This is a genomic window from Streptomyces sp. NBC_00433 (assembly GCA_036015235.1).
Taxonomy (GTDB): domain Bacteria; phylum Actinomycetota; class Actinomycetes; order Streptomycetales; family Streptomycetaceae; genus Actinacidiphila.
Genome location: CP107926.1, coordinates 3416480 through 3430355 on the forward strand (window position 1 = coordinate 3416480; position 13876 = coordinate 3430355).

General features: G+C 72.7%; 12 protein-coding genes. 2 read left to right on the forward strand and 10 right to left on the reverse strand.

The window, feature by feature from the left end:
* Positions 1-5 precede the first annotated feature (5 nt).
* Complete coding sequence (locus tag OG900_14050; protein WUH91116.1) at positions 6-1685, reverse strand: TerD family protein; 1680 nt, start codon at positions 1683-1685, stop codon at positions 6-8.
* A gap of 73 nt (positions 1686-1758) precedes the next feature.
* Positions 1759-2406, reverse strand: a complete 648-nt coding sequence (locus OG900_14055; GenBank protein WUH91117.1) for a M48 family metallopeptidase — start codon at positions 2404-2406, stop codon at positions 1759-1761.
* Positions 2407-2729: 323 nt separating this feature from the next.
* Between OG900_14055 and OG900_14060 the strand changes: the two genes are divergently transcribed.
* Positions 2730-4079, forward strand: a complete 1350-nt coding sequence (locus OG900_14060) for an AarF/ABC1/UbiB kinase family protein (protein WUH91118.1) — start codon at positions 2730-2732, stop codon at positions 4077-4079.
* 19 nt (positions 4080-4098) lie between these two features.
* Here the strand turns inward: OG900_14060 and OG900_14065 are convergent, their stop codons facing one another.
* The 5 genes from OG900_14065 to OG900_14085 all read right to left on the reverse strand — a co-directional run bounded on the left by OG900_14065 (position 4099) and on the right by OG900_14085 (position 8038).
* Positions 4099-4278 (reverse strand): hypothetical protein, encoded by a 180-nt coding sequence (locus OG900_14065; protein ID WUH91119.1) that lies wholly within the window; start codon positions 4276-4278, stop codon positions 4099-4101.
* A gap of 228 nt (positions 4279-4506) precedes the next feature.
* The gene (locus OG900_14070; GenBank protein WUH91120.1) at positions 4507-4827 is read right to left on the reverse strand and encodes a hypothetical protein; all 321 of its coding nucleotides are present in this window, start codon (positions 4825-4827) and stop codon (positions 4507-4509) included.
* Entirely contained in the window at positions 4824-5102 is a 279-nt protein-coding gene (locus OG900_14075; protein WUH95749.1) for a WhiB family transcriptional regulator, read from the reverse strand. Before OG900_14075 ends, OG900_14070 begins: the two co-directional genes overlap by 4 nt.
* A 228-nt stretch (positions 5103-5330) precedes the next feature.
* Positions 5331-5669 carry a hypothetical protein gene (locus OG900_14080; GenBank protein WUH91121.1) on the reverse strand — a complete coding sequence of 113 codons (339 nt, stop codon included), beginning with the start codon at positions 5667-5669 and terminating at the stop codon, positions 5331-5333.
* A gap of 155 nt (positions 5670-5824) precedes the next feature.
* Entirely contained in the window at positions 5825-8038 is a 2214-nt protein-coding gene (locus OG900_14085; protein WUH95750.1) for an ATP-dependent DNA helicase UvrD2, read from the reverse strand.
* Between the two features lie 160 nt (positions 8039-8198).
* Between OG900_14085 and OG900_14090 the strand changes: the two genes are divergently transcribed.
* On the forward strand, positions 8199-8456 hold the full coding sequence (locus tag OG900_14090; GenBank protein ID WUH91122.1) for an NrdH-redoxin: 258 nt from the start codon (positions 8199-8201) through the stop codon (positions 8454-8456).
* Between the two features lie 26 nt (positions 8457-8482).
* On the opposite strand, the gene nudC is transcribed toward OG900_14090, so the two are convergent.
* The 3 genes from nudC to OG900_14105 all read right to left on the reverse strand — a co-directional run bounded on the left by nudC (position 8483) and on the right by OG900_14105 (position 13867).
* Complete coding sequence (gene nudC / locus OG900_14095) at positions 8483-9424, reverse strand: NAD(+) diphosphatase (protein ID WUH91123.1); 942 nt, start codon at positions 9422-9424, stop codon at positions 8483-8485.
* Positions 9425-9626: 202 nt separating this feature from the next.
* On the reverse strand, positions 9627-12968 hold the full coding sequence (locus OG900_14100) for an ATP-dependent helicase (protein WUH91124.1): 3342 nt from the start codon (positions 12966-12968) through the stop codon (positions 9627-9629).
* Positions 12969-13030: 62 nt separating this feature from the next.
* Entirely contained in the window at positions 13031-13867 is an 837-nt protein-coding gene (locus OG900_14105; GenBank protein WUH91125.1) for a hypothetical protein, read from the reverse strand.
* Between the last annotated feature and the right edge of the window lie 9 nt (positions 13868-13876).

Genomic DNA, 13876 nt, shown 5'->3' on the forward strand with positions numbered 1-13876 from the left:
GCGGGTCACACCTCGTAGGGCTGGACGACGATGAAATTGCCGGGAGCGCCGCGGAACTGGAGGTTCACGGTCTCGCCGCTGTGGCCGGGGTAGGCGGTCCTGCGCAGCCGCACCTGGCTGGAGACGATCACCTGGGCGGCGGACGACCACGCCACGATGGCGTTGCTGTCGGCGTAGGTGGTCGGGGTGACGGGCAGGACGACCGGGGTGCCGTGGGTCTTCACGACCACCGTGCCCGTGCCCTGGAACTGCATGGTGAACAGCGCGCCGCCGGGGATGCCGTGGCCCTCGATCCTGCGCACCTCGTGCTGCAGGCTCTCGTCGAAGGCGAGGACATTCTCCGCGGACACGCAGATGGCGTCGCCCTGCAGCTCGATCGGGTGCAGATACGCGGCATTCTCGGCGAAGAAGACCTGGCCGCCGCCGGTGCAGCGCATCAGCTGCATCTCCTGGCCGGTCATATTGCCGACGATCCGGCCGGTGAAGCCGGCGCCCTTGTATCCGAAGTCGACCTTGCCCTGGTAGAGCACCATGCTGCCCTGCCGGGCGAGCACCGGCTGGCCGCCGGCCTGGCTGAGGTCGGCGCGCATCATCTTGGGATTCTGCTGCGTCCAGCGCTGGCCGGTGGGCAGCTCGCGGTATTTCTGCATCGCCACGGCCATGCCCGCGCCCTGCGTGGGCGCCGGCGGCTGCGCATATCCGGCGGCGGGCTGCTGGCCGAAGGCAGGCTGCGCTCCGTATCCGGGCGGCGGCTGCTGGCCGAAGGGCGGCTGGGCATATCCGGGCGGTCCGGGCGGCGCGGGCTGGCCGGGGATCTGGCCCGGGGTCGGTCCGGGCGGCGGGACCTGGCCGAAGGGCGGCGGGGCCGGCTGGCCGGGGGCGGGTGCGAGCGGCGCGATGATCGTCGGCGCCTGGTGCAGCCCGGGGCCGCCGGGCGGCGTGCCGTAGCCGGGCGGCGCGGGGGCGGGAGCAGGCGGGGGCCCGCCGAAGGACGGGGCGGGCGGCGGCGTGCCGAAGGCGGGCGGGGCCGGAGCCGGGGCGGGCGGGGGTGCGCCGAAGGACGGGGCCGGGCCGCCGGGCGGCGGGGCGAAGCCGGGGGCGGCTCCCGCCGGGGGCGCGAAGCCCGGCGCCGCGGCCTGCTGCGGCGCCGGCTCCTCCTCGGCGACCTCGCCGCCGAAATTCTGCAGCAGCGCGGCCAGCCCGCCGTCGAAGCCCTGCCCGACCGCGGCGAAGCGCCAGACGTCCTTGAGATAGATGTCGGCGAGCATCACCGCCCGCTCGGTGCTGAATTCCGAGCCGGTGAAGGCGTATCGGGCGACTTCCTCGCCCCCCGCGACGATCCGCAGATAGCCGGGGCCGACCTGGGACATCTGGCCGCCGCCGTCGATGGTGGCGGTGAAGGACAGCCGCTGCACGGCGGCCGGGATGCGGTCGAGGGTCACCCGGAAGGACTCGGTGTCACCCGACTGCGCCCCGAGCAGCTGGATGGACTCCTCGGGGGACTTCGGCTGGTTGAAGAAGATGAAGTAGCGGTCGTCGGACAGCTCTTCCTTGGCGTCCAGACCGAAGCAGCTGATGTCGAACGTCAGGCCGGGACCCGCGATCGACACGCCGACATAGAGATCCGTCCCCGCGGTCAGATCGCTGATCTTGGCCTTGTGGCCACGCTCGAATTCCCTGGCCATGGATCGACCGGCCCCCATCCCGTCCTCGCTGCTCTTTGCGTTGCGTCAGGCTAACCGGTCGCGCCGACAGGGGCTATTCCCCCCGGACCTCGTGGCCCTCGCGGCTCTCCCGGCCCTCCCTGTCGCCCCTGCCGTCACCGATGCCGCGGCCCTCCCGGCCGGCCGGCGGATGCGGCAGCCGGTCGGCGGCGACGACCCCTTCGAGGAAGCCGCGGGCCCGCTCGGTGCGCGGATAGCGCTCCAGCAGTTTCCAGAAGGCGGGGCCGTGGCCCGGCACCAGCAGATGCGCCAGCTCGTGCAGCAGCACGTAGTCGATGACGTACTCGGGCATGCCCTGCAGCCGGTGCGACAGCCGGATGCTGCCCTCGGACGGGGTGCAGGAGCCCCAGCGGGAATTCTGGTTGGTCACCCAGCGGACCGTGTCGGGCACCGCCCGACCGGTCAGATACTGCTCGGAGAGGCGCTCGGCGCGGGCCGCGAGCTCGTCGTCGCCCGGCATCCTGCGGCTCTCCTGGGCCGCCAGCTTCTCCAGCATCACGGCGACCCAGCGCTGCTCCTCCGCGGCCGACATCCGGGCCGGGATGAGGACGACCGTGCGGTCGCCGTCGCGGTACGCGGACACCGTCCGCCGCCGCCGGGCGCTGCGGCGTACTTCGACCGCGCTCGTCCGGTGGCCGCGGGCGGGCTGGCTCGCGAGATTTCGCGCTGGATCGGCGGACACGCTGTCGACCGTACCCGCTGGGCGCGGGGGACGTCCTGCACCCAGGCCGGTTCCCATCGGAATCACCTCGCTTCTTACGCATATTGAACGACTATTCCCCACAGCCTGTGGATAACCAGGTCGGCGATGCGAAGGAATGGGGCATTCTGGAGGAGTCGCGCACGCAGGGTGACGATCAGCGGGGGGCAGTCCGCCGGTCGAGACGGGCAACCGGACAGAAAGGTGCGAATGATGACAGCCGAGGGATGCTGACCCGCTGTTGACCGGGGCGTAGATGGGGAGGGGCACAATGGCGAAGGTGACCGAAGCGAAATGAGGGGCGCATGTCTGATCTTCCGCGCAAGGCGGTGACCCGGACCGCGAAGCTGGCAGCGCTCCCCCTGGGGTTCGCCGGGAGGGCCACACTCGGACTCGGAAAGCGGCTGGGGGGCAGACCGGCCGACGAGGTGGCGGTCGAGCTGCAGGAGCGCACGGCCGAGCAGCTGTTCAAGGTGCTGGGCGAGCTGAAGGGCGGGGCCATGAAGTTCGGCCAGGCCCTGTCGGTCTTCGAGTCCGCCCTGCCCGAGGATGTCGCGAGCCCTTACCGGGCCGCGCTGACCAGGCTCCAGGAAGCCGCGCCGCCGATGCCGGCCAGGACCGTCGACCGGGTGATGGCCGAGCGGCTCGGCAAGGGCTGGCGCTCGCTGTTCAGCGAGTTCGAGGACGTCCCGGCCGCGGCGGCATCGATCGGGCAGGTGCACCGGGCGGTGTGGAGCGACGGGCGCAAGGTCGCGGTGAAGGTGCAGTATCCCGGCGCGGGGGACGCCCTGCTGTCGGACCTGGCGCAGCTGGGCCGGGTGGCCCGGCTGTTCGGGCCGCTCATCCCCGGCATGGACGTCAAGCCGCTGCTGGCCGAGCTGCGCGAGCGGGTCGCCGAGGAGCTGGACTACGCGCTGGAGGCCGAGGCCCAGCACACCCACGCGGTGGAATTCGCCGGAGACCCCGATGTCGTGGTGCCCGACGTGGTGCACCAGGCGGACCAGGTGCTGGTCACCGAGTGGATGGACGGGGTGCCGCTGTCGGAGGTGATCTCCGGCGGCAGCGAGGAGATGCGCGACCGGGCGGGCCAGCTGCTCGCACACTTCCTCTTCGCCGGCCCGGCCCGCACCGGGCTGCTGCACGCCGACCCGCACCCGGGGAATTTCCGGCTGCTGACCGATGACGGGCCCGCTTCGGGGTGGCGCCTGGGGGTGCTGGACTTCGGCACCGTCGACCGGCTGCCCGAGGGGCTGCCGCTGCCGATCGGCACCGCGCTGCGGCTGGCGCTGGCCGGCGACGCGGAGCAGGTGCACGCGATGCTGCGGGAGGAGGGCTTCGTCAAGCCGACGATCAAGCTGGACTCCGACGCGGTGCTCGACTATCTCAAGCCGATCATCGAGCCGGCCGGGCGCGAGGAGTTCTCCTTCGACCGGGCGTGGATGCGGGCGCAGGCGGCCAGGATCGCCGACCCGCGATCCCCGGCCCACCAGTTGGGCAAGCAGCTGAATCTGCCGCCGTCGTATCTGCTGATCCACCGGGTGACGCTGAGCACCGTCGGGGTGCTCTGCCAGCTGGGCGCGACCGTGCACCTGCGGGCGGAGCTGCGCGAGTGGCTGCCCGGCTTCGACCCGGACGGGGCCGCCGAGTCGGCCTGAGCGCCGGGGGCTCACCCGGCTACCACCAGGCGGAGTCCAACCGGCTCTCGATGCTGCGCAGGTGGCGCCGGGCGCAGTCCTCGCAGAAGTAGACGCGGCGGCTGTTCTCGACGGAGCAGGTCCACGTCAGCGGCAGGCCGGCGCGAGTGGTCCCGCAGCGGGCACATGTGGTCGTGGTCGATGCGTTCTTCTGATCCACTGGGTGACGATACCTCCGCACCTGCCGTATTTGTCGGCATAACGCACCGCGGGGCCGGTCCTTTTGGACCGGCCCCGCGGGGAACGTGCGGTGGTGCTCAGCGCCGCGTTCGGTGCTGCGCTCCGTTCAGCGCTCTGTTCCGTGCTCTGTACTGCGCTCGGTTGTGCGCTCTGTTCCGTGCTCTGTGCTGCGCTCGGTTGTGCGCTCTGTTGTGTAGCGACCTGACGCCTACTGCATCACGGCCAGGGCGAGCGCCCGCCGGGCCCGCATGGACGCGCGCTCCGCGCGCCGCTGCAGCCGCCGGGCGTTGATCAGCCGGGATGCCCTGCGTTCGTGCTCGGCCTCGTAGAGCCGCTGTTGCATGTGGGCACGAGCCAGGGCTTCTGGCATGAGTTGCATTTCGTGGGTCCTGTTCTGGTGCGACGCCATGGCGTCGGAGGTAAGTGCGGTCTGTTCGATGCGGGAGGGTGTCATCGGGGCCTGATTCATCGGGTCGTGGTGGAGGGGGCGATCGATCGTCCCCGGTGTCCTGAGCTTCTTGGCGTTCATGCCGCAACCGCGTCCTTGCGCGGACGGCCGCGGGGCCGCTTGCGGGGTACGACGACGCCCTGGATGAACAGCTCGCCGCCCCAGACACCCCAGGGCTCGCGGCGGTCCTTGGCGCCGGCGAGACAGGCCTCGCGGACCGGACAGGTCTGGCAGAGGGACTTGGCGTACTCGACGTCCGCCGGCGACTCGGCGAAGAAGACCTCCGGGTCGTAGGTACGGCAGGGGACGGGCACGCCGAGGCGCTCGATCTCGTCGTCAAGCTCGGTGAGGGGCAGCAAGGTGGTCTCCGGGGGCTGTGCGGGAGGGCGGCTCAGGTCTGGCGTGGGTCCGGACGGTGCGTGCTGGGCGGTATGCACGGTGGGTTCGTTCCTCGTCTGTGAGTCGGCCTGGTCGGCCGGTCTTCTGTGGTGTCTCCGTGGAGACGCTGTCTTCTGGGGAAAACAGAAGGGCCGCGGATCCCGGTCTGGGATTCCGCGGCCCTGAGGTGCCGACCTGATGCGCTATCAGGCTGGATCACTCCAGGGTTCGAGCCCGCGGAAGGCCCACTTGCCGTACTGCTGCGTCTTCTGCCGTCCGATCACGTGACCGTTGGCGCCATAAGCGCCGCCGTCGATGCCATTGCCGGCGCCGTTGGCCGCAGCCGCGGAGGTAAAGGCATGCGCCTTCACCTTCGCCGCCGTCGCTACCGCGGACGCCTCGGTCGGTCGCTCACTGCGCACACGGATCGGCAGAACCGGGAGCAGGGCGGACATGAGACCGGTGGCGGGCAGCGAGATGCCGAGCGGGCAGGTGGCGATGACCGAACGATCGGTCAGTTTGGTGGTGATCAGCTGGCTGGTCATTGGGCTCGCCTCCTCTCGGCGTCTCGTAAGGATGAAGGACCGTACTTGCCTAGTACATCACGATCGGGTGGGCTCTTGGAAGAGCCGTTCTCAACCGCGCTCGTGAAGGCTATGGGGACCTCCGCGGGATGCGCAAACTGTTTTTCGGCTTCTTCTCAAGAAGATTCCAGAACTTCCGCCGAGCCGTCGTCAGGACCGTCGTCCGTCCCGCTGTCCGGCTCCTCCTGCGGTGCGCCGTCCGTCCCGTCCTGCGCTGCGCCGCCCGGCTCCTGGCCCGCGCACAGCGCCAGCACGTCGGGGCCGAACTTGTCGAGCTTGCGGGCGCCGACCCCGGGGATCGACGACAGCTCGGCCGCGCCCTCCGGCCTGACCTCGGCGATGGCCAGCAGCGTCCGGTCGGTGAACACGCAGTAGGCGGGCTGGCCGAGGGCCTTGGCCTGGGTCGTGCGCCAGACCCGCAGCCGGTCGTACAGCGCCTCGTCCAGGTCCGAGGGGCAGTCCTCGCAGCGCATCAGCTTGATCTCGCCCGGGTCCGACAGTGTCCGCCCGCACACCCGGCACAGCACCGGGCCGCGCTTCTTGCGGCCGCCGGAGCCGCGCTCCACCCCGCCCGCGCCGCCCCCCGCCGCGCGGGCGCCGCGCGGCGCGGAACCAGGTCGCAGCCCGTCGAGGAACCGCGAAGGCCGCCGCCCGCCGCGCCCGCCGGGCGACCGGGACAGCGCCCATGACAGCCCGAGGTGCAGCCGTGCCCGGGTGACTCCGACGTAGAGCAGCCGCCGCTCCTCCTCGACCTGCTCGTCGGTCTTGGCGAAGGTGATCGGCAAGGTGCCCTCGGTCAGGCCGACCACGAAGACGGCGTCCCATTCCAGGCCCTTGGCCGCGTGCAGCGACGCCAGGGTGACGCCCTCGACGGTCGGCGCGTGCTGCGCGTTCGCCCGCTCGTCCAGCTCGGCGACGAAGTCGGCCAGGGTCGCCTCGGGCCGGGCCGCGGTGAAGTCCTCCGACAGCCGCACCAGCGCGGCCAGCGACTCCCAGCGGTCCCGCACCGCGCCGGACCCGGAGGGCGGCTCCGAGGCCCAGCCGCGCGAGCTGAGCACCGCCCGCACCTGCTCGGGGAGGGTCGCCGCGTCGTCCGGGTCGGCCGACGCGCGGGCCGCGCCGCGCAGCAGCAGCCCCGCCTCGCGCACCTCGGGCCGCTCGAAGAAGCGCTCGGCGCCGCGCAGCTGGTAGGGCACCCCGGCGTCGGCGAGCGCCTGCTCGTAGACCTCGGACTGGGCATTGATGCGGTAGAGCACCGCGATCTCGCTGGGCCGCACGCCGGAGGCGACCAGCTCCTTGATGCGCCGGGCGGCGCCCTCGGCCTCGGCAGGCTCGTCGGGATACTCGGCATAGGCCGGCTCGGGGCCCGGCTCGCGCTGCGAGATCAGCTCCAGGCGGTGCGCCGCGGCCTGGCCGCGGGCCTGGGCCAGCAGCCCGTTGGCCAGGCCCACCACCTGCGGGGTCGAGCGGTAGTCGCGGACCAGCTTGACCACCGTGGCCGCCGGATAGCGGGTCCTGAAGCCCAGCAGGAAGTCCGGGGTGGCGCCGGTGAAGGAGTAGATGGTCTGCGAGGCGTCGCCGACCACGCACAGGTCGTCCCTGCCGCCGAGCCACAGGTCGAGCAGCCGCTGCTGGAGCGGGCTGACGTCCTGATACTCGTCCACCACGAAATGCTGATATTGCGAGCGGACCGTGTCCGCCACGTCCGGCCGGTCCTGGAGCACACCGACCGTCAGCAGCAGCACGTCCTCGAAGTCGATCACCCCGCGGTCCCGCTTGAGCTGCTCATAGGTCGTGTAGATGCGGGCGATCTCGGCCGGGTCGCGCGGCACGTCCCGCCCGGTCTTCGCTGCGACCGCCGGATAGTCCTCGGGCACCGTCTGGGTGACCTTGCACCACTCGATCTCGCCGGTGACATCCCGCAGCTCGTTGCGATCCAGCCGGATGCGGCTGCGCGCGCCGGCCTCCGCGACCAGCTGGACCTTGCGCTCGAGCAGCCGGGGCATCTCGCCGCCGATCGCGCGCGGCCAGAAATACTGCAGCTGGCGCAGCGCCGCCGAGTGGAAGGTGCGCGCCTGCACCCCCCCGGCGCCGAGCTGCCGCAGCCGCCCGCGCATCTCGCCGGCCGCCCGCGCGGTGAAGGTGACCGCGAGCACGCTGGCCGGCTGGAGGATGCCGGCCCGCACCCCGTAGGCGATCCGGTGGGTGATCGCCCGGGTCTTGCCGGTGCCGGCCCCGGCCAGCACGCACACCGGGCCGTGCAGCGCCGTCGCGACGGCGCGCTGCTCGGGGTCCAGGCCGTCGAGCACCGCGTCCGCGGAGTCGGGCACCGCGGGGAAGAGCGAGTCGTGGGTTGTCGCAGTCACAACCGCCACTCTGCCAGGTCTCGCCGACAGCCCGGAAAAGTTATCCACAGGCCGTGCCGGAATGCCGGGCCGCGGGCGCGCGTTCAGCAGAGGCCAGATTGTCTCGCGACGAGGAGCGACACCGATGCCGGGCACCGTGACCATGTACAGCACCAGCTGGTGCGGCTACTGCCGCCGTCTCAAGGGCCAGATGGAGCGCGAGGGCATCCCGTACACCGAGATCAACATCGAAGAGCACCCCGAGTGGGCGAAGTTCGTCGAGGAGGCGAACGGCGGCAACCAGACCGTCCCGACGCTGCAGATCGTTCCCGCCGCGGGCGGCGCGGAGGTCGTCATGACCAACCCCAGCCTCGCGCAGGTCAAGCAGGCCCTGGGCGCGTAGCCGCCGCAGAGGAGGCCCCGCGGCCGCTACTGACGCGGCAGCGGGGCGCCGTACCAGCTCTCGATCAGGCGGGCCGCGATCGAGATGCCGAAGGGCGGCAGCACCTCGCCCGACGCGAAGGCCGCGCGCAGGTCCTCGCGGGAGAACCAGCGGGCCTCGTGGATCTCCTCCCCGTCGACGGTGATCGTCGAGGAGACCGCGCGGGCGTTGAAGCCCAGCATCAGGCTGGAGGGGAAGGGCCAGGGCTGGCTGGCCACGTAGGTCACGTCGTCGCCGACGGTGACACCGACCTCCTCGGCGACCTCGCGGCGCACCGCCGCCTCGATGGACTCGCCGGGTTCGACGAACCCGGCCAGCGTCGAGAAGCGGCCCTCGGGCCAGTGCAGCTGCCGGCCGAGCAGGGCGCGGTCCTGGTCGTCGGTGACCAGCATGATCACCGCGGGGTCCGTCCGCGGGTAGTGCTCGGTCAGGCAGGCCGGACAGCGGCGGATGTGGCCCGCGGCGGCGATGACGGTGCGTTCGCCGCAGCGGGAGCAGAAGCGGTGCATGCGCTGCCAGTTCTCCAGCGCCACCGCGTGCACCATGAGCCCGGCTTCCAGGGGCGACAGCAGCCCGCCGACCTCGCGCAGGCCCGCGGCGCGTGCCGCGCCGTCCATCCGGCCGGGCAGCGCGTCCTTCTGCAGCGCGAAGTAGCGCACCCCGTCCGGCGCGATGCCGAGGAAGTAGCGGTGCATCTCGGTCTCCGGCGCGTCGAAGGCCGGGGTCATGACGAGTTCGGTCCGTCCGTCGGGCCCGTCCTCGACCATCACCTGACCGCCGGACACCACGAACACCCGGGTCGTCGGGTGGCTCCATGCCGCGGCGAGCCACGCCTCGTCCGTGCGGTGGTGCGCGGCACGGTCCACCCCCGAATAGGTGAGTGCCAGCGGGCGGTCCGTCGCGTCGAGTCCGGTCAAGGCTGCTTCCATCTCCCCGTAGTACGTGGTGTGCCATACCGCAGGCGCACCACCTTGTCGTCCACTTGCTGCCAACCGCCTGCCGGCAGGGAAATTCCCGGTGACGGTATGGGCACGCCGCGTCGTCCCTGGTGGAGCGCTTCACAAGCAGCCTAGCCCGGCGGCCCCCGCGGCACCTTTACGGGTCCGCCCGGCGCCCTGCCGCGCCGCCCGGTCAGCCGTCCGCGTCCAGCAGCCTCTCCAGCTCGGCCCGTCCCGGCATGGCCGCGGGGCGGACCACCTCGCCGCTGCGGACGAAGAGGAAGGCGGCGCGGACCCGCTCCAGCGGGATGCCGTGCTGCTCGGCCCAGGCCAGCCGGTAGATCGCCAGTTGCAGCGGGTCGGCGGACGCGGCCGGGACGCGGCCGGTCTTCCAGTCGACGATCTCGTACGTGTCGACGCCGCCTTCGGCGTGGCCCATTGCCGCGGCGCGGCCATGTGGGCGGCCGTCGCGGTAGACCGCGTCGATCCGGCCCCTGACGACCCGGCCGCCCAGGGTGAGGTGCACCGGGACCTCGACGCGGTGCGGGGTGCGGTCGGCGTAGGGGCTGCGCAGGAACGCCTCCTTGAGCGCCGTCAGGTCGGCCTCGTCCGCGATGTCGTCGCCGCCCTCGATCCCGGGCAGGTCCTCGGGCCCGAAGAGCGGGCGGACGTCGAAGCGCGACTCGACCCAGGCGTGGAAGCGGGTGCCGCGCCGGGCCGCGGGGGCCGGGGGGTGGGGCAGCGGGCGGGCCAGTTCACGGGCGAGCCCCTCGGGGTCGGAGGCCAGCCGCATCACCTGGCTCGCGGTGAGCGTCGCGGGCAGCGGCACGTCCCGCACGGTGGCCCGCGCCCGGCGCAGCTCGCCCGCCAGGGCGTCCAGGTCGCGGTCCCAGGACGCGACGAGCCTGGCCTCCGCGGGATCGAGGCCGGCGGGCGGTGCGTCGGCGCCGCCGCCGGGCGCGGCAATGGCCGAGGATTCGCCCCGCGCACCGGGAATCCCTGGCTTCTCCGCCGCCTCCTCCTCCGCGGCCGCGTAGGCCAGCACGGTCCGCGCCGCCCAGCGCCGCCTGCGCAAAGCCGTACCGTCGAGCGGCAGCGGCCACGGGTGGTCCCTGACGTCGTCCAGCGCCGGGTTCGTGGCGTCCTCGGCGGGCGGCTCGGCCCACACCTCGATCTCGCCGTGGCCCGCCTCGCAGTGCTCGCGCAGGGCGTCGAGGAAGACCGAGGGGCCGAAGGGCGCCTTCTGCGTCGGCCCCCACCAGTGCCCCGAGCCGAGCAGCAGGGAGCGCGGCCGGGTGAAGGTCACATAGCCGAGCCGCAGCTCCTCGATGCGCTGGTGCTCCTTCATGGCGCCGCGGAAGCCGTCGAGCCCGGCGCGCGTCCACTCCGCCACGTCGGGCAGCGTCGCCGCGTCGCCGCGCAGCCCGTGCGGCAGCACCTTGGCGTTGACCGGCCACAACTCACGCCCGCGCTCGCTCGGGAAGCCCTTGGCGACCAGGCCGGGCACCGCCACCACGTCCCACTCCAGGCCCTTGGACTTGTGCGCGGTCAGCACCTTCACCGTGTTCTCGCCGCCCGGCAGCGAACTGTCCAGGCCCTTCTCGTACTGCGCGGCCGTGTGCAGGAAGCCGAGGAAGGCCAGCAGCGTCGCCTCGCCGTCCAGGGCCGCGAAACCGGCCGCGATGTCCAGGAAGGACGTCAGCGTCTCGCGGCGGCGGGCGGCCAGCGCGTGCGGGGACGCGGACAGCTCGACCTCCAGGCCGGTGACGGCCAGCACCCGGTGCAGGACGTCCATCAGCGGGTCGGCGAGCGCCCTGCGCAGCTCCCGTATCTCCACCGCCAGCCGCGCGAACCGCACCCGCGCCTCGGGCGAGAAGGGCAGCCCGTCGTCCGGGTCGGCGTCCAGGAAGGTCTCCAGGGCGTCCGCGAGCGAGATCACCTCGGCCGGGTCGACGCCCTCCACCGCGGCCGCCAGCGGGTCGCGGCCGTCCCCGCCTGCGGCCCCGTAGCGTACGAGCAGCCGGGCGCGGCGGCCGAGCAGGGCCAGGTCGCGGGGGCCGATCCGCCAGCGCGGCCCGGTCAGCAGCCGGACCAGCGCGGCGTTCGCGGTCGGGTCGTGCAGCACCTCGCACACCGCGACCAGGTCGGCGACCTCGGGCAGGTGCAGCAGCCCGGACAGGCCCACCACCTCGACCGGGATGTCCCGGGCGACCAGCGCGGCATGGATCTCGGGGAAATGCGCGGCCGTCCTGCACAGCACGGCGATGCCGCCCGGTGGTGTGCCGGTGGCCACCAGGTGGGCGAGGGAGTCGGCGAGCCAGGCCGTCTCGTCCTGCTGGGTCGGCAGCAGCGCGCAGCGCACCTGCCCGGCCAGCTCGGCGCCGGGGGCCGGGCGCAGCGCCTCGACGCCCTCATGGCGGGCGCGCAGCTCGGCGGCCAGGGTGTTGGCCAGGTCGAGCAGCCGGCCGCCGGAGCGGCGGTTCTCGCTGAGCGAGTAGCGGGCGGCCGGGCTGCCGTCGGGGTGCGCGAAATGCCGCGGGAAGTCGTCGAGATTCGCCACCGAGGCGCCGCGCCAGCCGTAGATGGCCTGGCAGGGGTCGCCGACGGCGGTCACCGGGTGCCCGCTGCGGCCGCCGAACAGCCCGGCGAGCAGCAGCCGCTGGGCGACCGAGGTGTCCTGGTACTCGTCGAGCAGCACCACGCGGTACTGCTCGCGCAGCAGCGCCCCGACCTCCGGCCTGGTCTGCGCCAGCCGCGCCGACAGCTCGATCTGGTCGCCGAAGTCCAGCAGGTCGCGGCGCCGCTTGTCGTCGCGGTAGGCCGCGGCCAGCTCGGCCAGGTCGCGGCGGGCGGCGACCGCCTGGCGTACGTCCTTGACCCAGGCATTGCCGCGCTTCGCCGGGTCGACCTCGGACAGCTCGGCGGCCAGCCCGGTGTCGTGGGCGCGCAGCTTCTCGGCGGGCACCAGGTGCTCGGCCAGCTCGCCGGCCAGCGCGAGCAGGTCGCCGACCAGGGTCGGCAGCCCCTTGGTGAGCGCCGGATACGGTCCGGGCGCGGCCCGCAGCACCTTCGCGGCGAGCTGGTAGCGCGTCGCGTCGGCCAGCAGCCTGGCGGTGGGCTCCAGGCCGATCCGCATCCCGTGGTCCTTGAGCAGCTGCCCGGCGAAGGCGTGATACGTGGCAATGTGCGGGTCGCCCGGCGCGGGCTGCTCGCCGTCCTCCCCGGGCTGCACCCTCGGGTCGTACGGGTCCGGGTCGGTGATGCCGGCCTGGGCCAGCGCCTTGCGCACCCGCTCCGACAGCTCGCCCGCCGCCTTGTTGGTGAAGGTCAGCCCGAGCACCTGGTCGGGCTCGACCTGCCCGGTGCCGACCAGCCACACGACCCGCGCGGCCATCACCGTCGTCTTGCCGGAACCCGCTCCGGCCACGATCACACCCGGGGCGAGCGGCGCGGTGATGCACGCCGTCTGCTCCGGGGTGAACGGGATGCCCAGCAGCTCTTTGAGCTGCTCGGGCGAATGGATGCGGGTTGCCACCTCATGGAGGCTATCCGGAGCCGCGGACACCGGTGGACCACCGGGGTCCGCGGCCGAGCCGGTCAGACCGAGATGCTGCCCGGGTCGATGCCGAGGGCGGCGATGTCGACGATCTGCGAGGCGGGCGGCGCCGTGATGTGCGGGTTCTTGCCGAAGTCGCCGAAGGTCGCGCTGCCCGGCGTCTTGCCGCCCTTGCCCTCGATCTTGACGACGTAAGGCGTCTTCCCCGTGGACACGTACATGGTGTCGGTCTCGTCCGCGAGCCGCTCGGTCAGGGGAAGGACCTGCCGGCCGTCCAGTGTCGTCGGCGTGCCCTTGCGGACGACGGCGTCGCTGTCGCTGTCGTCATCGTCGGACAGCATGCTCTCCATCAGCCCGTTGAACGAGCAGAACCCGCGGATGCTGCCGCGATCGAGCACCTTCTTGCTGAGCTTGACCCAGCGGTCGCCGACGGCGGCGGCCACCTTGACGCCCTTGGAGCCGCCCGCGATCCGCCAGTAGGCGGCGTCCCCCCTGATGTAGGCGTGGCCCGCGTCGGTGGTGATGAGCTGCATGGACATGCCGTTGACGCGCATCGCGGCGGCGCACTTGCCGCCGGCCGTGAGAGCCACCTTGAGCTGCAGGGTCTTTCCCGCCTGCACGAGGTTCACACTCACGGTCATCGCTTTGGAAGCCCGCATGTCGGCCTCCGCCAGGGCGACTATGCCCTCCGCCGTCATGGACGAGAACGGGTCGTCCTTCCCCGCGGCCGCCGGTGTCGTCGGAGCCGCCGACGTGGTGGCGGCCGGAACGACCAGCGGGGCCGACGAGTCGTCGGCGTCGCTGTTGCAGCCGGTGAGTGCGGCGGTCGCCGCGGTGGCGGCGCATAGGGCCACCACGATTCTGCTTCTGGCCGACATCGGCCGTCC

Excerpts from the sequence above, each read along its gene's own strand:
- OG900_14070 (WUH91120.1), bottom strand. The coding sequence starts at position 4,827 with ATGAACGCCAAGAAGCTCAGGACACCGGGGACGATCGATCGCCCCCTC.
- nudC (WUH91123.1), bottom strand. The coding sequence starts at position 9,424 with ATGGAAGCAGCCTTGACCGGACTCGACGCGACGGACCGCCCGCTGGCA.
- OG900_14050 (WUH91116.1), bottom strand. The coding sequence starts at position 1,685 with ATGGCCAGGGAATTCGAGCGTGGCCACAAGGCCAAGATCAGCGATCTG.
- OG900_14060 (WUH91118.1), top strand. The coding sequence starts at position 2,730 with ATGTCTGATCTTCCGCGCAAGGCGGTGACCCGGACCGCGAAGCTGGCA.
- OG900_14105 (WUH91125.1), bottom strand. The coding sequence starts at position 13,867 with ATGTCGGCCAGAAGCAGAATCGTGGTGGCCCTATGCGCCGCCACCGCG.
- OG900_14080 (WUH91121.1), bottom strand. The coding sequence starts at position 5,669 with ATGACCAGCCAGCTGATCACCACCAAACTGACCGATCGTTCGGTCATC.
- OG900_14090 (WUH91122.1), top strand. The coding sequence starts at position 8,199 with ATGCCGGGCACCGTGACCATGTACAGCACCAGCTGGTGCGGCTACTGC.